16 protein-coding genes are annotated in these 21,230 nt (G+C 41.7%); 12 read left to right on the top strand and 4 right to left on the bottom strand.

Features of this window, described 5'->3' with window-relative positions; translation table 11 throughout:
- Nucleotides 1-103 precede the first annotated feature (103 nt).
- From BV214_RS05715 to BV214_RS05705, 3 genes are all read right to left on the bottom strand, one after another.
- Nucleotides 104-1,957 carry a Xaa-Pro dipeptidyl-peptidase gene (locus tag BV214_RS05715; protein WP_086476540.1) on the bottom strand — a complete coding sequence of 618 codons (1,854 nt, stop codon included), beginning with the start codon at nt 1,955-1,957 and terminating at the stop codon, nt 104-106.
- Between the two features lie 89 nt (nt 1,958-2,046).
- Entirely contained in the window at nt 2,047-2,784 is a 738-nt protein-coding gene (locus BV214_RS05710) for a YoaK family protein (protein WP_086476539.1), read from the bottom strand.
- Between the two features lie 133 nt (nt 2,785-2,917).
- A complete protein-coding gene (locus BV214_RS05705; protein ID WP_086476538.1) occupies nt 2,918-3,610 on the bottom strand; it encodes an arylesterase in 693 nt (230 codons plus the stop codon).
- 78 nt (nt 3,611-3,688) lie between these two features.
- Here BV214_RS05705 and BV214_RS05700 point away from each other — a divergent pair, with 78 nt between their 5' ends.
- Together BV214_RS05700 and BV214_RS05695 are read left to right on the top strand one after the other, a co-directional pair.
- Nucleotides 3,689-4,378 carry an ABC transporter ATP-binding protein gene (locus tag BV214_RS05700; RefSeq protein WP_086476537.1) on the top strand — a complete coding sequence of 230 codons (690 nt, stop codon included), beginning with the start codon at nt 3,689-3,691 and terminating at the stop codon, nt 4,376-4,378.
- A 50-nt stretch (nt 4,379-4,428) separates the two neighbouring features.
- Complete coding sequence (locus BV214_RS05695) at nt 4,429-6,936, top strand: ABC transporter permease (RefSeq protein WP_086476536.1); 2,508 nt, start codon at nt 4,429-4,431, stop codon at nt 6,934-6,936.
- Between the two features lie 144 nt (nt 6,937-7,080).
- Here the strand turns inward: BV214_RS05695 and BV214_RS05690 are convergent, their stop codons facing one another.
- On the bottom strand, nt 7,081-7,524 hold the full coding sequence (locus BV214_RS05690; protein WP_086476535.1) for a hypothetical protein: 444 nt from the start codon (nt 7,522-7,524) through the stop codon (nt 7,081-7,083).
- A 582-nt stretch (nt 7,525-8,106) separates the two neighbouring features.
- Here BV214_RS05690 and BV214_RS05685 point away from each other — a divergent pair.
- The 10 genes from BV214_RS05685 (at nt 8,107) to BV214_RS05640 (ending at nt 21,127) form a co-directional block, all read left to right on the top strand.
- On the top strand, nt 8,107-9,300 hold the full coding sequence (locus BV214_RS05685; RefSeq protein ID WP_086476534.1) for an Nramp family divalent metal transporter: 1,194 nt from the start codon (nt 8,107-8,109) through the stop codon (nt 9,298-9,300).
- On the top strand, nt 9,300-10,043 hold the full coding sequence (gene pxpA, locus BV214_RS05680; protein ID WP_086476533.1) for a 5-oxoprolinase subunit PxpA: 744 nt from the start codon (nt 9,300-9,302) through the stop codon (nt 10,041-10,043). Before BV214_RS05685 ends, pxpA begins: the two co-directional genes overlap by 1 nt.
- Nucleotides 10,040-10,777, top strand: coding sequence for a 5-oxoprolinase subunit PxpB (pxpB, locus tag BV214_RS05675; protein ID WP_086476532.1), 738 nt, complete (start codon nt 10,040-10,042; stop codon nt 10,775-10,777). Before pxpA ends, pxpB begins: the two co-directional genes overlap by 4 nt.
- The gene (locus BV214_RS05670; RefSeq protein WP_086476531.1) at nt 10,770-11,606 is read left to right on the top strand and encodes a 5-oxoprolinase subunit C family protein; all 837 of its coding nucleotides are present in this window, start codon (nt 10,770-10,772) and stop codon (nt 11,604-11,606) included. The genes pxpB and BV214_RS05670 overlap by 8 nt, the downstream gene beginning before the upstream one ends.
- A 429-nt stretch (nt 11,607-12,035) precedes the next feature.
- Nucleotides 12,036-13,718 (top strand): dihydroxy-acid dehydratase, encoded by a 1,683-nt coding sequence (ilvD, locus tag BV214_RS05665; RefSeq protein ID WP_086476530.1) that lies wholly within the window; start codon nt 12,036-12,038, stop codon nt 13,716-13,718.
- Nucleotides 13,719-13,794: 76 nt separating this feature from the next.
- Complete coding sequence (ilvB, locus tag BV214_RS05660) at nt 13,795-15,528, top strand: biosynthetic-type acetolactate synthase large subunit (protein ID WP_176328462.1); 1,734 nt, start codon at nt 13,795-13,797, stop codon at nt 15,526-15,528.
- A gap of 254 nt (nt 15,529-15,782) precedes the next feature.
- Nucleotides 15,783-16,307: an acetolactate synthase small subunit gene (gene ilvN / locus BV214_RS05655; protein ID WP_086476528.1), complete on the top strand. Its 525-nt coding sequence runs from the start codon at nt 15,783-15,785 to the stop codon at nt 16,305-16,307.
- Nucleotides 16,308-16,352: 45 nt separating this feature from the next.
- Nucleotides 16,353-17,828 (top strand): ketol-acid reductoisomerase, encoded by a 1,476-nt coding sequence (gene ilvC, locus BV214_RS05650; protein ID WP_086476527.1) that lies wholly within the window; start codon nt 16,353-16,355, stop codon nt 17,826-17,828.
- Between the two features lie 69 nt (nt 17,829-17,897).
- Nucleotides 17,898-19,151, top strand: coding sequence for a threonine ammonia-lyase IlvA (gene ilvA / locus BV214_RS05645; protein WP_086476526.1), 1,254 nt, complete (start codon nt 17,898-17,900; stop codon nt 19,149-19,151).
- A gap of 389 nt (nt 19,152-19,540) precedes the next feature.
- Entirely contained in the window at nt 19,541-21,127 is a 1,587-nt protein-coding gene (locus BV214_RS05640; protein WP_086476525.1) for an NADP-dependent glyceraldehyde-3-phosphate dehydrogenase, read from the top strand.
- Nucleotides 21,128-21,230: the final 103 nt, after the last annotated feature.

The following is a 21,230-nucleotide window of genomic DNA, read 5'->3' as shown; positions in this document are numbered from 1 at the left end:
TATGGGGTTGCTCCTAAATAAAAAATCTCCTTTGCCTGGATTGGCAAAGGAGATTTTATTATTTGGGGTATCACAGCGCAAGAGTGCCCTTAAAGCTATAAACTTATTTAGTCGCTTTCTTAAAGCTTTCCGTACCTCCCACAATAGGAACCTCTAAATGGGTTTTGTCTAAATCTATCGTCAATTCGGTGCCAGGTTCTGGCCATAGCGTAAATTCCCTGTCGCTAGAGAAAATGAGGAGACCTAGTTGTTGGCCTTTAGGTATTATTTGATCATCTGGCATTAAATCAAACGAAACCTCATAAAAGATGCCGGGCTCTAAAGGTTCCCCATTTGTTAATGAACTGTGGTTTTGTGGATCTGCCCAGCCGCGGGTAATAATATTGTCGGTTATCTTTGCCTTTTTGGAAGTGTTCCATGGAAGGGAAACCAACCAAACGGAAAGATTGGCCGCAGGCTTGCTACTTGCTAGGGTAACTGTAACTTTTGGTATTCCAGAAATATGTAGGTCCTGGGTTAGTTTAGGGCTTAGATATAAGAGTCTGTGATCTGTGTATTCTGCTTGTGCAAGTACTGCCCCAGAAAAAGAATAATTGTCAATTAATTTTTCTTTTCCTTCCCCAGTTTTCTTGTTAAGGGTTAGTCCCCCGACTTCCGGGGCGCCTTTTGTCAAATATAGAGATACAGCTTCCGCTTCGGGGTGTGGATATTGGGGGTAGGGAGTAGGTTGATCCCTAGGGGCATCCTCTCTAACGATCCACGCCTCGGGGTCATTTTCTACCCCGTTCTCTACTCCGTGCAAATACCTGGTAAACCATCTATTCATCATAGATAATGGAGGTTCTCCACCGTGGCCTTCTTGATGGTAATAGATTTGTACCGGCAATCCCTTTTCTTTGGCAGCCTTAAATATCCTATAACTGTGGTCTGGCATCACATTCCAATCGTTAAATCCGTGTGCCATCAGCAGGGCTGCTTTCATAGGTTCCATCTTATTTAAGTAATCCCTACCCGCCCAAAAGTCGTTGTAATCTCCGGTAATACGATCCATTCCGTTTTTCATCTCGGTGTCTCGTACTGTGGCATTGTTATGCGCTCTCTTGCTTTCATCGCCACTATGGATATAATCATACAGCACGTCGATGTCTTCCCCTAAATAGCCTCCTGGTGATCGTACCAGGCCGTTAGACCTATAATAGTGGTAGTAGGAGGTGTTGGGTGCAATTGGAATAATGGCTTTTAACCCTTTAACTCCTGTGGTGGCCGCAGCTAGCGGAAGGGTGCCGTTGTAACTGGTTCCGGTCATCCCTACTTTTCCAGTAGACCAATAGGCTTTTACGCGTTTCTTTCCATAGGGTTCCGTAAACCCCTTGGCACGCCCGCATAACCAATCTATTACCGCTTTAGGGGCCAAGGATTCGTTCTCGCCACCTACGGTAGGAGCACCTTGGGAAAGACCCGTTCCCGGGGAGGAGGAGTGTACTACGATAAACCCTCTGGGTACCCAGGTGTTTATATGGGAATTGGAGATAATAGGTCTTTCTCCCTTGCGGACTACTTCTGGGTGTATCCTTGGGGGGGCTGGCTGTCCCAGTTCGTGCTTAACATTCCAGAAGCTTCCTTCTTTAAAAGGAGCAACCCCTGCAAAATAAGGGCTGGTGATGTAAATAACCGGTAGTTTTAAATTTTCTGTGTCGGTCTGGTAAGGTCTTGTGACAGCTACGTGCATCCTATCTTTCTTTCCATCACCATCCGTATCAAAATCGGTTTCTACCCAGAGGTCATGCCTAATCCATTTGCTAGCATCTTTAAATTCCGGGACAATTTGGGCCTCTCCATTTTCAATTATAGGGAGGGTCTTGGTAGTGGTAGAGCCCTCTATGCTTTGGGCATTTACTAGGCCTACAACCCCCAAAAGCAATGTGAGAAAAAGTGAGTGTTTTAAAGTTTTAATCATAGTGTTTCTATTATTTATTCAGAACGGATTATTTTTTTGATAAAGCTACATAAAACCTTTTATAGAAGGGATTAAATGTGAATTCCCCATCAGGCTTCAATGGATTTTTTTTGATACCGTCTACGGACTAAGAGGGCTTGGTATTTTATTCTACTGTACAAGAGACCAAAAATAAGTAGGGCAGCGGCCACCAAGAGAACATTAAAGTGTATCAAAGTATATAGAAAGCCCCCAATAATACCTCCTAAAAAGAAAAAACTGATGATATAGAGTCTTAATTTAATGGTGGTCCATAACTGTTTTTTGTTTAAATGCTTTTTAGGGAATAATAAATAGGATAATTCTATCCCTAAATCTGTAAAGAGTCCGGTTAAATGGGTGGTACGCACCACAGCATCGGATATTTTAGTAACAAAAGAGTTCTGAACCCCCATGGCAAATAGTAAAAGACAGGCAATTAAGCTTGGGGAGGGATCTAGCATTACTTGTGCTAGGACGGCAATTAAGACCAAGGTCACCGCTTCTAAAAGAGTGGGCAATACATAATTTTTTATCCGTCCGCCAAGACTGCTCATTTCAATTAAGGCACTGCTTGCAAAAGAACCCACTAGAAAAGCAAGGATATAGAGTAAATAAATCATTCCCTTCCAGGGTTCCCACCTATGTATTTCATCAATAAAAAAAGCAAAATGCCCCGTTACGTTGGTAGTGAGTTTGTGGATAGACAAAAAGCCCGTAACGTTTACAACTCCTGCAATAAAAGAAAGTAAGGTGGCAATTTTTAAATTGTGTTTGGCAGTTCTTTTTTTACCTTGATGTCTAAACATTTCTACTTAATTCTAATAAATTCCATAGGGTAGAGATAGATCGGAGTTGTTAATATATGAAATTTGTACACAGTCCCTGTTAGGACCATGTTTAATATTTTATAATCTTTTGGAGGGTAGTGGTTTTAGGGCACTACTTAGATATCGATTTCTCGATAATGGGCCATATATTCTTGGCTATTATACGCTGTCCCTCTGCGGTAGGGTGAATTCCATCTGCTTGGTTTAGTTCGGGAACACCCGCCACATCTTTCAACAAAAATGGAATTAGAGGCAAATTGTTTTCCTTAGCTAATTGGGGAAAAAGCTCTCTAAATTCCTTAGTGTATTCTGGTCCCATATTGGGAGGAATCTGCATCCCAGCTAAAATAATGACTGTTTCTGGATTTATATCCTTTACCGTATCTATTATAGCTTGCAAATTGGTACGGGTTTCCTGGAGGGGGATCCCTCTTAATCCGTCATTGGCACCCAGTTCCAAAACAAATACGTCTACTTTTTGCTTCAGTACCCAAGAAACCCTGTTCTTACCGCTGGCCGATGTTTCTCCGCTTAGACCAGCATTAATTACCTGGTATTTAAATCCCAATGAATCCAGTTTTTTCTGTATTAATTCGGGAAAGGCTTCGGTAGGATCTAACCCCATACCTGCGGTAAGACTGTTTCCATAGAATAAAATAGTTTTTTGGTCCGTGGTAGGGGAGGTGGCTGTATCCTCCTGCTTGGTAGTCACCTCGACATCCTCAGATTTTTTTGGTGATTTTTCCCCACAGGATATCAATAGGGATAAGGTAAATAAATAACAAAAGCTTAACAGACTACGCATGTGACATTGGATTTAATTCAAATCATTTTCTTATTTTGCCTTATTGCAATAAAAGGGAAAAGCAACTTTAGAAGAATAATGACAAAGATATTAAACGTACGCAAACTAGGGAAATCCTACACCAGTGGTTCTAAAGAGCTTCCGGTATTACAAGAGATTACTTTTGATATTGAAAAGGGCAGCACCTTTTCCATCGTAGGGCCTTCAGGCAGTGGTAAAACCACTTTACTGGGGCTTTGTGCCGGTCTGGATAGGGCCGATACAGGGAGTATTGAACTCTGTGGAACGGATTTGGGAGCATTGAGCGAAGATGAACGGGCCTTACTTAGGAGTAGGGAAGTGGGGTTTGTTTTTCAGGATTTCCAGTTGTTACCAACACTGACGGCTTTAGAAAATGTGGTGGTTCCCTTGGAGTTGCAGGGTGCTAAAAACGCCTCAAAAGTAGGGGTTGAGCTAATGGAAAAGGTAGGTCTAGGAAGTCGCTTACACCACTATCCCTCCCAGCTCTCTGGCGGGGAACAACAGCGGGTAGCGGTGGCACGTGCGTTTTCCAATAAACCTACTATTTTATTTGCCGATGAACCTACGGGGAACCTAGATGCTAAGACCGGGGATAAAATTATAAAATTGCTGTTCGATCTAAATGTGGATACCGGGACTACCTTGGTAATAGTTACGCACGACATGGAGTTGGCAGAAATGACGCAGCATCAAATGCGATTAAAAGGCGGAAAGATAGTTCAGGACCAAAATCCATCCATATCGTGAATAGGCAACCAAACAATTACTCCAAAGCAAACTTTCTGTGGATATTAAAAATGGCTTGGCGCGATGGGAAAGCCAGTGCCAGGAAGCTGGTGCTTTTTATGGCATCTATTGTTATTGGGATAGCCGCAGTTGTGTCTATCCAGTCTTTTGGAGATAACCTTAAGAAAAATATTGGCCAACAGTCCAAATCCCTCATGGGAGCCGACTTTAAAATAGATAGTAGGGGACTGCCCAATGAGCGGGTTGTGCAAATTATGGACTCCTTGGGAGGTGCCAATGCTAAGGAAGTTAACTTCCCCTCCATGGTTGCTTTTACGAATAATAGTAGCTCTAAACTGGTGCAAATTAGAGGAATTGAAGGTGGATTCCCATTTTACGGAGAAATAGATACAGAGCCTAAAGAGGCAGCCCTACACTATCAGGAACAAGGTGCGGCCTTGGTAGATGCTACTGTTATGCTTCAGCTGGGAGTATTTCCCGGGGATAGTATAAAAGTAGGGGAGGTGGTACTGCCAATTGCAGGGGCTATCCAATCCATTCCGGGGAGTTCCTCGGTATTTAGTTCCATTGCCCCGCCAGTAGTAATTCCGCATCGATTTATAGAAGAATCGGGATTGATACAACAGGGAAGCCGTTTAAAATACGAGTACTATTTTCTGGCCAATTCGGGGGAGAATCTGGAAGCCATGGAGAAAGCATTAAACCCCATGCTGCGAACCGAAGAGGCAGACTTGGATACCCATTTGTCTACCAGCAGAAATTTGGGGCGTCGGTACCAGAATTTTGGCGATTTTCTTAATCTAGTAGCTTTTATAGCGCTGTTGTTGGGTTGTATTGGAATAGCAAGCGCCATCCATGTCTATATTAAAGGAAAATTACCTAACGTAGCGGTGTTAAAGTGTTTGGGAGCCACAAAAAGACAGACCTTCTTGATCTATTTAACCCAAATTGCAGCGATAGGACTGTTGGGCGGAATTTTAGGGACTGCATTAGGCTTGCTATTGCAACAAGGGTTTCCAATTATTTTGGAGGGATTGTTACCTGTTGAGGTTCAGCTGTCTTGGGCGCCCCAAGCAATTTTCATGGGCTTGACTTTAGGGGTATTTATGTCCATTTTGTTTGCCCTATATCCCTTAATGGGAACCCTATATGTGTCTCCTTTGCAAGCCTTGCGGATTGGAAATAACAATGCGTCTGCCTCTACCTTGTCTGGTGTCCTGGTATCTGGAGGGGTGTTTGTTTTTATTTTTCTCTTCTCCCTGTGGCTATTAAGGGATTGGCGTGATGCTATGGGATTTGTTGCAGGGATATTAACCACCTTTGCGATACTCGCTGCAGTGGCCCATTTCTTAATGCGAGGAATAAAGTTCTATTTTCCTTCTACTTGGAGCTTTACGGCACGGCAAAGCTTATTAAATTTATTCCGACCCCAGAATCAGACTTTAATTCTAATATTATCTATCGGGGTAGGCACCTTTTTAATTAGTACGTTATATTTTACAAAGGATCTCTTGCTGGCACAGACCAGTGTGGAAAAGCAGGCAGATAGTCCCAATATAATCCTACTAGACGTTCAAAGCAATCAGCGCGAAGCTGTATCGGGAGCTATTCGAAACAAGGATCTTTCCGTATTGGATGATATTCCCATTGTTACCATGAGGATTCAAAATCTAAAGGGAACCCCCGTGAACCAACTGCGGAAGGATACCACCACCCAAGTGAGAAGGTGGATATTGAACCATGAGTTTAGGGTGACCTATCGCGATAGTTTAACCGCTTCAGAAACTTTGGAGTCTGGGGTGTGGATTAAAGAAGTAGCCGGGGAGGAAGAGATCCCAATATCTGTCAGTGACAATTTTGCGAGGGATGCCGTAGTTGGTTTGGACGATAAAATAATATTTAATGTACAAGGGGTGGTGATGAAGACCAAGGTAGCAAGTATCAGAAGTGTAGATTGGAGTAGAATGCAGCCAAATTTCACCATTGTTTTTCCCAAAGGGGTTTTAGAGAGTGCGCCTCAATTTAGGGTGCTCACCACCAATGCTCCCACTCAGGCACAATCTGCTAACTTGCAACGAGATCTGGTGCGCAATTTTCCCAATATCTCAGTATTGGACCTAAGGCAAATACTGAATGTGGTAGAGGGCTTGTTAAATAAAATTTCCTGGATCATTAATTTTATGGCCCTGTTTAGTATACTTACAGGTATACTTGTTCTTATAGGTGCCATTAGGACTAGTAAGTATCAGCGGATTAGGGAAAGTGTACTGCTTAGGACCTTAGGTGCTAAAAGCAGTCAGATATTAAAGATAAACGCACTGGAGTATCTTTATTTGGGAGTTTTGGGCAGTCTATCAGGGATATTGCTTTCGTTACTTGGGAGTCAACTCTTAGCATGGTATATGTTTGATGCCCCCTTTGTGCCGTCTAAGGTGCCTTTTGTAGTTTTATTTCCTGCCATTGTATTATTGGTACTGCTTATTGGTCTTTTAAATAGCAGAAGCGTAATTTTGAGTCCGCCCTTAGATGTGCTAAGGAAGGAGGGGGGTGCTAGATAGCGTTTTAGATTGGCCGCTATCATGGGCGACCTTACTAGGACACCCCTCCGCTTGTGCAAACTCATTATTTTTTATAATCCATAGGTTTAACTTTTATTAGAAAATAAGTTAGTCGGCCTAGTTGGATTGTTATGGCTGTGGGACTTATATGGCCTTGATATTGGCTTTTAGTCCTTCTGCTATGCCTAGGATATTTTGTATAGTCTCCTTAAAATAAAATTGGATGATGACATGGGGAATCCTAATCGTGGTAAAGCCATTTTTAAAGGAGTGCATCGCCTCTTCCAAATCAGTAATAGCCTGTTGGTGGGAGATACGATGGTATTCCGTGTCTATTTCAATATTGAGCCGTACTCTGGAAATGGCTATATCAATGGATTTTTTACCGTCCCACCACTCTAGGGTAGGATCCATGCCGGCATCCTTTAGACCGTAATATAACCGTATGGCCTCTTTGGGGGTGCCTTTAAGTTTGGTTATTTTATCCACTCTGGATTTGTGTTTTTTACACAATGCTAATCCAAAAAGGTCCATCGCATTTTTATAGTCACTATAAGTAAGTCTTTCTTTACATTCTAAACAGATCATTTGAGTAGGTTAAGAAAATTAGTTTGGGATTAATATAACCTCAATATTATGTGATTATTATGTAAGGAGGAAGTTAAAATGTCAAGTTTTAGATGAACTGCAGGTTTTCTGTTAATCAGTATGTGATTTGTGTAAACTTTATTTTAATTTTTATCAATCTTCCTATTTAAATAATATACATTTATATTTACTCACTAAGTGAAATTTGAATGCCTGCCCGTACTGTTCAGGCGGGACTGCCCGTACTGTTCAGGCGGGCCAGCCTGTACTGTTAAGGCGGGATTGTCCTGAGGGATTTGACTTGGAAAGTGATTATTAATTGCTCCGTTGCAAGGATTTCAGTATCCTAAGTAATATAATTCTGTTACCGTAGTGCCGGGCCTTAGCGTGTTTTTTTGGATGTTTAAAAAATTGGAAAACATGGGGAACTAAAAAGTGCTCTCCAAGTAGAAGAATATTTTTGTTTAAGGGCTCATACACCTATACCTATGGTTCCAAAACTTAAACCTTTTAATAATTTTTATACGCTAGGGCTTAGGGATCACTAGCTCTTTATGCAGTATTCACAAAACTCTTCTGGATATGTTTCGTAAAGTAGGTCCTGGAATGTTGGTTGCAGCTGCCTTTATAGGTCCAGGAACTGTTACGGCCTGTACCTTGGCGGGGGCTCAATTTGGATTCCTGCTTTTGTGGGCCATGATTTTATCTATTGTTGCTACGGTGGTCTTACAGGAAATGGCAGCTAGGTTAGGAGTGGTTACCCAAAGTGGACTAGCCACCGTTATTAAGGGACAATTGCAGGTTTCGTGGATTAGATATACCGTTTTAGGCTTAATTTTAGGGGCAATTGTCCTTGGTAATGCCGCTTATGAAGGGGGGAATATTGGTGGGGCCTCCTTAGGCCTGGAGGCTGTTTTTGGCTCAGGATTTTCTACTTTTTATCCGTTGGCAGTGGGCATAGTAGCCTTTGTGCTTTTATACTTGGGCAATTATAAATTCCTAGAACGGACTTTGGTGCTCTTGGTGGTTATTATGAGCTTGTCTTTTTTGTTGACTGCCATTATTACCAAGCCAGATGTGGTGCAACTTTTAAAGGGGATGTTCGTCCCCACCATTCCCAAGGGGAGTTTGCTCACAATTCTAGCTTTGGTAGGGACTACTGTGGTACCTTATAATTTGTTTTTGCACGCTTCTTTGGTGAGTGAAAAATGGAAATCTAAAACTGATCTAGCTGCGGCAAGGAGGGATACGGTGATTTCCGTTGTTTTAGGCGGATTGGTGTCTATGGCCATTATTATCACAGCATCGGGGATTCCGTTAAAAGAGATAGTCACTGCCATGGATATGGCCATAGGGCTAGAACCACTCTATGGAGAGGCAGCGAAGTATATAATGGGTGTTGGGCTCTTTGCAGCCGGACTCACTAGTGCCATAACGGCTCCGCTAGCGGCCGCCTACGTGGTTAAGAACTGTTTTGGATGGGAGGAAGGGATGAAAGACCTGCGATTTAAAATGGTGTGGATGGTGATTATTGCCATGGGAGTAATTTTTATGTCCTTTGGAATTAGGCCCATAGAAATAATTAAACTAGCACAATTGGCCAATGGCTTATTGTTGCCTATTATTGCCTTGTTCCTCTTATGGATGGTAAATTTGAAAGCCGTGATGCAAGGACATCACAATTCCAAATTTCAAAACATCCTTGGCATTGTAATTATAGGTATGGCCATCGTTTTAGGGGCTAGGAGTATTTTAACCGTATTAGGATATTTTTAATGACTGTTTACACCATTGATATTAACTGCGATTTGGGAGAGGGAGCCAATAATGAGGCGCAGATAATGCCTTATATTTCATCTTGTAATATTGCCTGTGGCGGGCACGCCGGAGACGTTCAGACTATGAAAATGGTAGCTGACTTGGCCAAAGAGCATAAGGTATTGGTGGGGGCGCATCCATCCTATCCAGATAAGGAAAACTTTGGACGTGTTTCCATAGAGCTTCCAGAGCAAGAACTAATTAATAGTATTAAGTCTCAAATTTCTACCTTAGCAAGGGTGCTAGCGGAGCTTCAAATTCCGTTGGACCATATAAAGCCCCATGGCGCTTTGTATAATGACGCTGCCATAGAAGAAAGGGTGGCCAATATTTTTTTGTTAGCCATTGAAGAATATAAGGAGGAAGTAGTGCTGTACGCGCCGTACCGGTCAGTAATGGGAGAATTGGCCCTAGTTAAAGGCTTTAAGGTGAAATACGAAGGATTTATGGATAGAAACTATAATCCGGACGGGTCCCTGGTAGGTAGAAAACATCCCAATGCTATGATTGATGATCCTAAGGCCGTTTTACAGCATTTGAGTTATATGGTTAAGGAAAAAGCCGTAAAAACCATCGATGGGTCCTCCATAAAATTAATGGCAGATACCTATTGTATTCATGGGGATGAAGCAGCAACATTGCAAATATTAGCGTATCTTTCCCAAGAGTTACCAAAGCATAAAATCTTTACTAAACATTGAAGAATTATAAGATATCAATCCGGCAGTTTGGACGCCACGCCCTTTTGGTAGAGTGGCCTAAAAAAGTGGAGGAGGATATATTGCTGGATATTCTAAAGTTTGTCCGTTACCTAAAAGAGAATCATTTGCGGGAACCGGAGTGGGAGTTTATACCTGCCTATAATTCGCTTACCTTGGTTTCTAGGAAGCAGAATCTAGATTACGCTGAGTTGAAAGCGCAAATATTGAAATGGTATCAAAGCAAAACTGTGGTACCCTTAAAAGGTAGAAGTTTATGGAGGCTTCCCGTTTGCTACGAGGAGGAATTTGGAATAGACCTAAAGGATATTGCTCGTCAGTTACAGCTTTCTGTAGAGGAAATAATTAAGCTGCACACCTCTTCTGTATACACCGTCTATGGTATAGGGTTTTTGCCTGGATTTATGTATTTAGGAGGACTCCCGGCGGCTTTAGAGGTGCCCAGAAAAGCAACACCACGGCCCAAGGTTTCTAGGGGAGCAGTTGCACTTGCCGGAAAACAGACCGGAATCTATCCGCAAGAGTCCCCCGGGGGGTGGAATATAATTGGTAGTTGTGGAGTGCCCATGTTCAATTCCAGTAAGGACGATCCCTGCTTTGTTAAGGTGGGCGATAAAATACAGTTTTATCCCATCTCAAAGGGGGAGTATCAACTACAGCTCATTGAAAATGAAGTGGGAATTTATAAAATTGAAAAATTAGAGTTGGATGCTTAAAATTTTAAAACCTGGTTTTTTCTCCACAGTTCAGGATAATGGAAGATTTGGCTTTAGGGATAAAGGAGTACCGGTTTCTGGAGTGATGGATGCCAATGCAGTATCTAAAGTAAACGCCCTCCTAGAAAACGAGGAGACAGCGGCCGTATTGGAAATAACCATGACCGGACCTACCCTGGAGTTTTCCGAAGAAACTTATATTGCCCTCGGTGGAGCCCTTATGTCGGCCTCAATAAACGATTCGCCTGTCTCCAACTATACGGTTATAAAAATTGAAAAAGGGGATGTGCTATCCTATGGTAAGCTAGAAGGCGGATTTAGAGCCTATTTAGGGATCAAGAATGGTTTTAAAACCCCCGCTGTTTTAGGGAGTAGGTCTTTTTACTTCCCAATAACGGAATTCAGTTCCATAAAAGATATGGTGGAATTGCCTTATGACCCTATAACCGATTTTTCACCTAAGATTTCCGAAATGAAAGTCGATTCTGGACTTGCAAAAGAGAGTCTAAAAGTTTTTCACGGGCCGGAGTTTGGGGAATTGACAGATGGGCAGCTGAAAGAACTGTTTGCTCGGGAATTTACTGTTGCTAACCAAAACAACAGGATGGCGTATCAGTTAAATGAGACCATAACAGGTAGTGACTTGTCCATGCTTACTTCTGCAACCTTACCGGGTACGGTTCAGTTAACCCCATCAGGGAAATTAATTATCCTGATGATGGACGGGCAGACCACAGGGGGATACCCTAGAATATTACAGCTATCAGATAAAGCCATCGGCCTATTGGCGCAAAAAAAATCGGGAGACGCAATCCGCTTTAAACTCTAGTATTAATTTAGAAGAAACTTTTGTGGTTTTAAATTTAATACCTAATTTTACCATTATGAAAATAAACAACAGCATCATTAATGTGATTATTATTATCCCTTAGAGGGGATGATGCGGATTTGTTTTTATTTTTTTTAAAAAAAAGCCTGTATCAGATAAAAAAGATACAGGCTTTTTAATTGCACCTTATCGAAGGTGAAAATAACCCCTAAGTGCACCTTGGGAATATTGAAAAAAAGATGAATAAAATCCTACTGAATATGATAGGAATTGTAACGTTAAGTAGCTGATTATTAGTCTATTAAGTGGTTATTGGTGTTGCTGAATTTAAATCATTCCCATTGGTTGGGAATTTAGGGGATTTTATTAATTTATCTTTGGAAGTCGTATTGTATTAAGTACTGTATAAAAATTGATAGAAATAGTTCAATGGAATTAAATAAATTTAGTAAAAAAGTAACTCAGGATCCCAGTTTGCCCGCAGCTCAAGCTATGTTGCACGCAATTGGTTTAACGGACGAAGATTTAAAAAAACCATTAATTGGTATAGGAAGTACTGGTTATGAGGGCAATCCCTGTAATATGCATTTAAATGATTTGGCTACGCATATTAAGAAGGGGACTGAAAATGCTGGATTGATCGGGTTGATTTTTAATACAATAGGAGTTAGTGATGGTATTGCCAACGGAACTCCGGGGATGCGATTCTCCTTGCCCTCTAGGGATATTATTGCAGACTCCATGGAAACCGTGGTAGAAGGGATGAGTTACGATGGATTAATTACTGTTGTAGGTTGTGATAAAAATATGCCAGGTGCCTTAATGGCAATGCTACGTTTAAATAGGCCGTCTATTTTGGTCTATGGGGGTACCATTGCATCTGGATGCCATAACGGGAAAAAATTAGATATTATTTCTGCATTCGAGGCGTATGGTCAAAAGGTTGCAGGAACCATAGATGAGTCAGAATTCCAAGAGGTTATCCATAAGGCTTGTCCAGGTGCAGGTGCTTGCGGAGGTATGTACACCGCTAACACCATGGCGTCTGCGATTGAAGCCTTGGGGATGTCGCTTCCTTTTAACTCCTCCAATCCGGCTGTAAGCTCGGATAAATTAAAAGAGCAAGAGTCTGTAAGGGCAGGGGAAGCATTGCGATTGTTATTGGAAAGAGATATAAAACCTTCCGATATCGTAACCAAAAAATCTTTGGAAAATGCCTTTAGATTGGTTACTGTCCTTGGGGGATCTACCAATGCAGTACTTCACTTCTTGGCCATTGCGAAAGCAGCCAATATCGAATTTGATTTAGAAGACTTTAAACGAATTAGTGATAATACACCTTTGTTGGCAGATTTAAAGCCAAGTGGTAAATATTCTATGGAAGAATTACACAAGGTGGGTGGAATTCCTGGGGTATTAAAATACTTGTTAGAAAACGATATGCTTCACGGCGACTGTTTAACAGTTACTGGGAAAACCTTGGCAGAAAACTTAAAAGACGTACCAAACTTAATTGAAGGTCAGGATGTTATAAGTACCTTGGACAAGCCCATTAAGGAGACAGGACATATTAGAATTCTCTTTGGAAACTTGGCCACCGAAGGGGCTGTTGCTAAAATTACTGGTAAAGAAGGACTTTATTTTAAAGGGACTGCCAATGTTTTTGACGGGGAAGATGCTGTAAATGAGGGAATTAAAAACGGTGAGGTTAAAAAAGGCGATGTGGTTATCATTCGTTATGAAGGACCTAAAGGTGGACCCGGAATGCCGGAGATGCTTAAACCAACCTCCTCTATTATGGGAGCAGGCCTGGGGAAAGATGTTGCTTTAATTACAGATGGTCGTTTCTCTGGTGGGTCACACGGTTTTGTTGTGGGTCACGTAGCACCGGAAGCTCAGGATGGAGGTAATATTGCCTTAGTGGAAGATGGGGATATCATTACCATTGATGCCGTGAAAAACACTATAAATATTGAGATTTCGGAAGAAGAATTAGAGAAAAGAAGAGCAAACTGGACAGCACCAGAACTAAAGTTTAAACGTGGTGTCCTCTATAAATATGCAAAAACAGTATCGTCTGCATCCAAAGGGTGTATTACAGATGAATTTTAACTGTAAACAACTATTTTCCGTACAAGGAAATTTAAAGGTAGAAATACCAATATGTTAACCGATTAGGTTTGTGATTATGGAAACATTGAAAAAGGAGAAGGCAAAATCAGAAAAAAAGGAGACCCTTAGGATTAGTGGTGCCGAAGCTATTATCCATTGCCTATTGGCTGAAGGGATAGAATTAATATATGGTTACCCTGGTGGGGCAATTATGCCGCTATATGACGAACTGTATAAATTTCAGGATAAATTAACCCATGTTCTTACACGTCATGAACAAGGTGCTACCCATGCGGCGCAAGGGTACGCAAGAGTCACTGGTAAGGTAGGAGTGGCCGTAGCTACTTCTGGACCAGGAGCAACCAACTTGGTAACAGGGTTGGCAGATGCTCAGATAGATTCTACCCCTATGGTGTGTATAACAGGACAAGTACCCCGGGAATTATTGGGGTCCGATGCTTTTCAAGAGACGGATATTATTGGTATTTCAACCCCAGTTACTAAATGGAACTGTCAGGTTACCGAGGCTGCCGATATTCCTAAAGTATTGGCAAAGGCTTTCTATTTGGCTAGGTCTGGGAGACCAGGACCGGTATTGGTAGACATCACTAAGAATGCTCAGTTTGAGGAGTTCGATTTTAGTTATGAGCCATGTAAGGGAGTACGTAGTTATAACCCGTACCCAACCCCAGATCTTAAATCGATCGAAATTGCTGCCGAATTGATCAACGCGGCTAAAAAGCCCCTGATTGTATTTGGACAAGGAGTAATTTTGGGAGAGGCAGAGGAGCAATTAAAAGCCTTGGTAGAAAAAGCGGGAATCCCTGCAGCTTGGACCGTTTTGGGGCTTTCTGCAATGGATACCGAACACCCCTTAAACGTGGGGATGGTTGGGATGCATGGTAACTATGGACCTAACTTGCTAACCAATGAGTGCGATGTGTTAATCGCTATCGGGATGCGATTTGATGACCGGGTTACGGGTAGATTGGATACCTACGCCAAACAAGCGAAAATTATCCATTTTGACATTGATCCCGCAGAGATAAACAAAAATGTGAAGGCCGATGTGGCCGTATTGGGAGACGCCAAGGTAACCTTGGAGCTCTTGCTGCCACTTGTAAATAACAATGAACATAAAGCTTGGCATAACGTCTTTAAAGAAAAGTATAAAATAGAGTTCGAAGAGGTTATTAAAAACGATGTGTATCCTACTAAGGAAAAACTGACCATGGCCGAGGTTTTGGAGGAGATTAATATTGCTTCAGATCACAAGGCTATCATCGTTTCGGATGTAGGGCAGCATCAAATGATCGCTTGCCGATATGCCAAATTTAAGCAGACCAAAAGTAACGTAACTTCTGGAGGTCTGGGAACCATGGGCTTTGCACTACCAGCAGCCATAGGGGCCAAAATGGGCGCAATGGATCGCGAAGTAGTGGCTATTATCGGTGATGGTGGTTACCAAATGACTATTCAGGAGTTGGGGACCATTTTTCAAAACAAGACCCCAGTTAAAATTGTGGTGCTTAATAATGAACACCTTGGTATGGTACGTCAGTGGCAAGAATTGTTTTTCGAAAGCAGATATGCCTCTACCGTAATGGTGAATCCAGATTTCATTAAGATTGCCGAAGGCTACGGGATTCAAGCAAAACAAGTAAGTGAGCGAAAAGACCTTAAGGCCACGGTAGCGGAAATGATGGCATCTAAAGACGCTTATTTCCTGGAGGTGCGTGTAGAGAAAGAAGACAATGTCTTCCCTATGATTCCGTCAGGAGCTTCGGTTTCGGACATTAGATTAAAATAAGCATAGGTACGCACCAATAGTTGGGCATTTTAACCAATCATGGGGACTTTTACCTTATAGTCTATAGACGTCTACATCGGATCATAAAAGCTGGGTATCCCCATGCTACTGAGGTAAGTTTTATAAGATTTTACTAGTAAAGCCCTAAGGGTTGTCCAAAAGATGGTGTGCCGTAGTTAAGAGATAAAAAATAAATAATAATTAAAACTGCCCTGAATGTTGCCATAGATAGCAACGGGGCAAGAGTTTAGGAGATGGAAAAAAAGTGGATAACGATCTCAGTATACTCCGAAAATAGCGTAGGATTACTGAATAGAATATCTGGTATATTCTTAAAGCGACATATAAACATAGAGAGTTTAAATGTTTCAAAATCAGAAATAGAAAATGTATCCAAGTTCACTATAGTGGTATATACCACAGAAGATTGGGTACGTAATATTGTTGGACAGGTAGAGAAACAGATCGAGGTGATCAAAGCTTTTTATCATACGGATGAAGAGATCATCTATCAGGAATCCGCTTTATTTAAGGTGAAGTCGAGTTTATTATTCGATGAGCGTCAGATCCAAAATATAATTAAGGAAAGCAATTCCCAGATCGTTACCGTATCTAGAGATTTTTTTGTGTTGGCAAAAAGCGGTAGAAGGAACGAAATAGAGGAAATGTACCAGCAATTAAAACCTTATGGGATCATGCAATTTGTTCGCTCTGGAAGAATTGCAGTTTCCAAAGCCGAGATGCAGATTTCGGCATTAATAAATGAGTTTAATCAATAAATAGGAACCCTGGCAGCTGTCAGGATAATAAATCGAGTTAAGAAAATGACAAATTATTTTAATACGCTATCATTAAGGGAGCAATTAATTCAATTGGGACAATGTAGGTTTATGGAATCTACAGAATTTTCTGATGGAGTATCGGCCTTAAAAGGTAAAAAAATTGTAATCGTAGGATGTGGAGCCCAAGGGTTAAACCAAGGATTGAATATGCGCGATTCCGGATTGGATATTTCTTATACGCTTAGGGAGGCGGCTATTAAAGAAAAAAGACAGTCTTATGTTAACGCTACTGAGAACGGTTTTAACGTAGGGACCTACGAAGAATTGATCCCAACGGCAGATCTAGTCATTAATTTAACACCAGACAAGCAGCATACGGCAGTAGTTTCCGCGATTATGCCACTAATGAAAAAAGGAGCTACCTTATCCTACTCTCACGGATTTAATATTGTGGAAGAGGGCATGGAAGTTAGAAAGGATATTACCGTAATAATGGTAGCCCCAAAATGTCCTGGATCCGAGGTTAGGGAAGAGTTTAAAAGAGGCTTTGGAGTACCTACTCTAATTGCTGTACACCCAGATAATGATCCCGAAGGAAAGGGATTGGCACAAGCTAAAGCCTATGCGGTTGCTACAGGCGGACATAAGGCAGGTGTATTAGAGTCTTCTTTCGTTGCCGAAGTAAAATCGGACCTTATGGGAGAGCAGACTATCCTTTGTGGATTGTTGCAAACCGGTTCCATTCTTTGTTTTGATAAGATGGTGGAGAAAGGGGTTGAGCCAGGCTACGCTTCTAAATTGATACAGTACGGATGGGAAACCATTACCGAAGGATTAAAGTATGGTGGAATTACCCATATGATGGATCGTTTGTCCAATCCTGCCAAAATAAAGGCTTTTGAGCTTTCTGAAGAGCTAAAAGACATTATGCGTCCGCTTTTCCACAAGCATATGGACGATATTATGAGCGGACATTTCTCCAAAACAATGATGGAAGACTGGGCCAATGATGATAAAGATCTATTGACTTGGAGAGCAGCTACCGGAGAAACAGCTTTTGAGAAAACTCCAGCTGGATCCGACGAAATTTCAGAGCAAGAGTATTATGACCATGGGGTATTAATGGTAGCCATGGTACGTGCCGGTGTAGAATTGGCCTTCGAAGCCATGACAGAGTCTGGAATAATTGCAGAATCTGCTTATTACGAGTCCTTGCATGAAACTCCTTTGATCGCCAACACCATTGCCAGAAAGAAATTATTTGAAATGAACAGAGTAATATCCGATACGGCAGAGTACGGTTGTTATTTATTCGATCATGCTTGTAAGCCGTTGTTGGCCGACTTTATGACGAAGATTGACACGGATGTTATTGGTAAGAAATTTGGAGATGAAAAACATCTAGGTGTAGACAATGCTAAGCTTATCGCTGTGAACAAGGCGCTACGTGAGCACCCAGTTGAGATTGTAGGGGCGCGTTTACGTGCTTCTATGACCGCAATGAAACCTATTGTATAACTTATAGTAAACAATGGTAAGACCTGTCGGGTTTTTAAACTGGACAGGTCTTCTTTTTTTTAAAATTAAATGAGTTCGTATTTACCCAAAATTGAAGATGTCCAAAAGGCGGCAATTACGATTCGTCAAGTAGCGGACATAACTCCGTTAATTCAGAGTATTCGTTACTCTAGTGCTCTTGGTGCCAATATATTATTAAAACGGGAAGACCTACACCGTGTCCGAAGTTATAAAATAAGAGGGGCATTCAATAAGATTTCTTCTTTGGACCCCCAACAACTGGTAAATGGGGTGGTGTGTGCTAGCGCGGGAAACCACGCACAAGGGGTAGCATTTGCCTGTAACCATTTGGGCATTAATGGAACTATTTATATGCCCTCCGTAACGCCCAAGCAAAAAGTGGAGCAAACAAAGCTATTTGGTGGCGAATGGGTAAGCGTAGTCCTAGAAGGAGATACTTTTGACGATTCTTCCCAGGCAGCCAAGGAATTTTGCACCCAAAATAACAAAACCTTTATCCATCCTTTTGATGATCCTAAGACCATAGAGGGACAAGCAACGGTGGGATTGGAAATCTTGGAGCAATCTAAGGCACCCATAGATTATCTGTTTGTAGCCGTAGGTGGTGGTGGATTGGCCTCTGGGCTGTGTGCGGTTTTTAACGCCCTTTCTCCACAGACGAAGATTATTGGGGTAGAGCCAGAAGGCGCGCCTTCCATGAAAACCTCCATAGAGCGTGGAGAAAATACCGAATTGGGGAAAATAGATAAGTTTATTGATGGGGCTGCAGTAAAGCGGGTAGGGGACCTTACCTTTGCTATCTGTAAGGAGTATCTGCACGATATGGTTACCGTTCCAGAAGGAAAGGTATGCCAAACCATTCTAGACCTTTACAATAGGGATGCTATTGTGGTGGAACCTGCGGGAGCACTTACCCTAGCGGTTCTAGATACCTATAAGGAAGAAATTAAAGGTAAAAATGTTGTCTGTATAGTTAGTGGTAGTAACAATGATATTACCAGAACCGCAGAAATTAAAGAACGAGCCCTGCTTTATGGGAAGTTGAAACACTACTTTATAGTACGTTTCCCTCAGCGTCCAGGCGCGTTAAAACAGTTTGTTGCCGAAATTTTAGGTCCAACCGATGACATTACCCATTTTGAATACTCAAAAAAATCGAGTCGTGAAAACGCCCCGGCCGTAGTGGGCATAGAACTAAGCAGACCAGAAGATTTGGCCCCCCTGATAAAGCGAATGAAAGAGAATAACTTTTTCGGGGAATATATAAACGATAAGCCAGATCTTTTTGAATATCTGATCTAAGATTTATAAGTAAGCATTTCTTTTATACAATACCCCTGCTTCCTGGATAAGGGGGCAGGTTTTATAGTAGACTTACTAAAAAGTGACGGCAAGCTAAGCACCTTACTGCCTTTCTTATTAGAAGTCTTATTTGCCTTGGTGGTTTAAAACAGCCATTGGTGAAATTCTACAATTCAATTTTATGGACCAAGGGTGGTTCTTGGCCAATCGGCGTCTCATTATAGTAACAATTTGGCGCATTTTTATTATTTTTCAATAAGCGAAACCGTTTTCGGTCTTATCTGGCCAAGCAAGCGGGATTTTTTATTATTTTTTGAAAACCACATTTACTAATTTAGTACAATCAAAGTAGTTTTTAAGCTACCATAACAATATTTAAAAGTAAACGTATGAGTAAAACAATCATACCTGAGGAATTCCAGATTACCTCTGAAATTCACCAAAAGGAGTATTTGATTAATGGGGAATTAAAGAAATGGAATGGTCAGACTACCGAGGTGTACTCTACCATTTCCGCTACGGAAACCTATGCGCCCACCTTATTGGGATCTATCCCGGATATGGGGGAGAAAGAGGCTATGGAAGCATTGGATGCTGCCTATAAAGCCTATAACAAAGGCCAAGGAATTTGGCCAACTATGCATGTTCGTGAAAGGTTAGAATGTATGGAGGCCTTTGTGGAAAAAATGAAGACCAAACGCGATGAAGTTGTAAAACTATTGATGTGGGAAATTGGTAAGTCTTTGGCAGATTCCCAAAAAGAGTTCGATCGTACCGTGGAATACATTGAGGATACCATGGAAGATTTAAAGAATATGGACCGTGCTGCCGCCAAATTTGAGAAGCACGATGGGGTGTACGCCCATATTAGAAGAGGGCCGCTAGGAGTAGTTCTCTGCTTAGGACCTTATAACTATCCATTAAATGAAACCTTTGCCTTGCTGATCCCGGCAATTATAATGGGGAACACCACTATTTTTAAGCCAGCAAAGCATGGGGTATTGCTTATTACACCTCTTCTAGAGGCTTTTCAGAGTAGTTTCCCAAAAGGTGTGGTCAATATTGTCTTTGGACGGGGGAGGGCTGTAGCCGGACCTATTATGCAAACAGGAAAAGTTGAAGTCCTTGCCCTAATTGGAAACAGTAAATCTGCAAATGCACTTCAAAATCAGCATCCAAAGAGCAATAGACTGCGATTAGTACTTGGGTTGGAAGCCAAAAATCCGGCTATAATCCTTCCAGATGCTGATTTAGACCTTACCATTGATGAGTGTATTGCAGGAACCCTTTCTTTTAATGGGCAGCGTTGTACCGCGCTAAAAGTAATCTATGTGCACGAGGATATCGCCAGCGAATTTAACAAGCGATTTGCCGAAAGAGTAGATGCCCTTAAATTTGGAAATCCATGGGAAGAGGGTGTAAAACTCACTCCCCTGCCAGAACCGGGGAAGCCAGCCTATATTCAGGAATTGATTGATGATGCTGTGGAGAAGGGGGCTAGCGTCCTTAATGAAAAAGGCGGGCAACACATGGACAATTACATTTGGCCGGCAGTGTTATTCCCTGTAGATAAGAGCATGAGGGTATACCAGGAAGAGCAGTTTGGTCCTGTGATCCCTGTTCTTACTTTTAAAGATATAGAGGAGCCACTAGACGATATGGCCGAGTCTAACTACGGACAACAAGTAAGTTTATTTGGGAAGGATATTTATGCCATTGCGCCCTTAATTGATACCTTGGTGAACTTAGTGTGCCGTGTGAATCTTAATAGCTCTTGCCAGCGTGGACCCGATGTATACCCCTTTACGGGAAGAAAGGATTCTGCACAAGCTACCTTGAGTGTTTACGATGCTTTGCGATCGTTCTCGGTAAGGACCTTTGTAGCATTTAAAGACAATGAGCTTAACACTGCTACCGTTGAACAACTATTGGAGGCTAAATTATCGAATTTTATAAGCACCGATTACATTTTATAGCCTAATACCACTTTAGGTAAGTTAAGAGAGACCTGTTGGATGATCATCCAACAGGTCTCTTAGTTGTGTGCCGTGCATGGTAATTCGCTAGGTGGTGAAAGTC

Origin of the sequence: Arenibacter amylolyticus (genome assembly GCF_002150785.1) — a bacterium.
GTDB lineage: Bacteria > Bacteroidota > Bacteroidia > Flavobacteriales > Flavobacteriaceae > Arenibacter > Arenibacter amylolyticus.
This window is presented reverse-complemented; position numbering and strand designations above follow the sequence as displayed.

Coding starts and splice junctions, on each gene's coding strand:
- BV214_RS05715 (WP_086476540.1), bottom strand. CDS start 1,957: ATGATTAAAACTTTAAAACACTCACTTTTTCTCACATTGCTTTTGGGG.
- BV214_RS05710 (WP_086476539.1), bottom strand. CDS start 2,784: ATGTTTAGACATCAAGGTAAAAAAAGAACTGCCAAACACAATTTAAAA.
- BV214_RS05705 (WP_086476538.1), bottom strand. CDS start 3,610: ATGCGTAGTCTGTTAAGCTTTTGTTATTTATTTACCTTATCCCTATTG.
- BV214_RS05700 (WP_086476537.1), top strand. CDS start 3,689: ATGACAAAGATATTAAACGTACGCAAACTAGGGAAATCCTACACCAGT.
- BV214_RS05695 (WP_086476536.1), top strand. CDS start 4,429: ATGGCTTGGCGCGATGGGAAAGCCAGTGCCAGGAAGCTGGTGCTTTTT.
- BV214_RS05690 (WP_086476535.1), bottom strand. CDS start 7,524: ATGATCTGTTTAGAATGTAAAGAAAGACTTACTTATAGTGACTATAAA.
- BV214_RS05685 (WP_086476534.1), top strand. CDS start 8,107: ATGTTTCGTAAAGTAGGTCCTGGAATGTTGGTTGCAGCTGCCTTTATA.
- pxpA (WP_086476533.1), top strand. CDS start 9,300: ATGACTGTTTACACCATTGATATTAACTGCGATTTGGGAGAGGGAGCC.
- BV214_RS05670 (WP_086476531.1), top strand. CDS start 10,770: ATGCTTAAAATTTTAAAACCTGGTTTTTTCTCCACAGTTCAGGATAAT.
- ilvD (WP_086476530.1), top strand. CDS start 12,036: ATGGAATTAAATAAATTTAGTAAAAAAGTAACTCAGGATCCCAGTTTG.
- ilvB (WP_176328462.1), top strand. CDS start 13,795: ATGGAAACATTGAAAAAGGAGAAGGCAAAATCAGAAAAAAAGGAGACC.
- ilvN (WP_086476528.1), top strand. CDS start 15,783: ATGGAAAAAAAGTGGATAACGATCTCAGTATACTCCGAAAATAGCGTA.
- ilvC (WP_086476527.1), top strand. CDS start 16,353: ATGACAAATTATTTTAATACGCTATCATTAAGGGAGCAATTAATTCAA.
- ilvA (WP_086476526.1), top strand. CDS start 17,898: ATGAGTTCGTATTTACCCAAAATTGAAGATGTCCAAAAGGCGGCAATT.
- BV214_RS05640 (WP_086476525.1), top strand. CDS start 19,541: ATGAGTAAAACAATCATACCTGAGGAATTCCAGATTACCTCTGAAATT.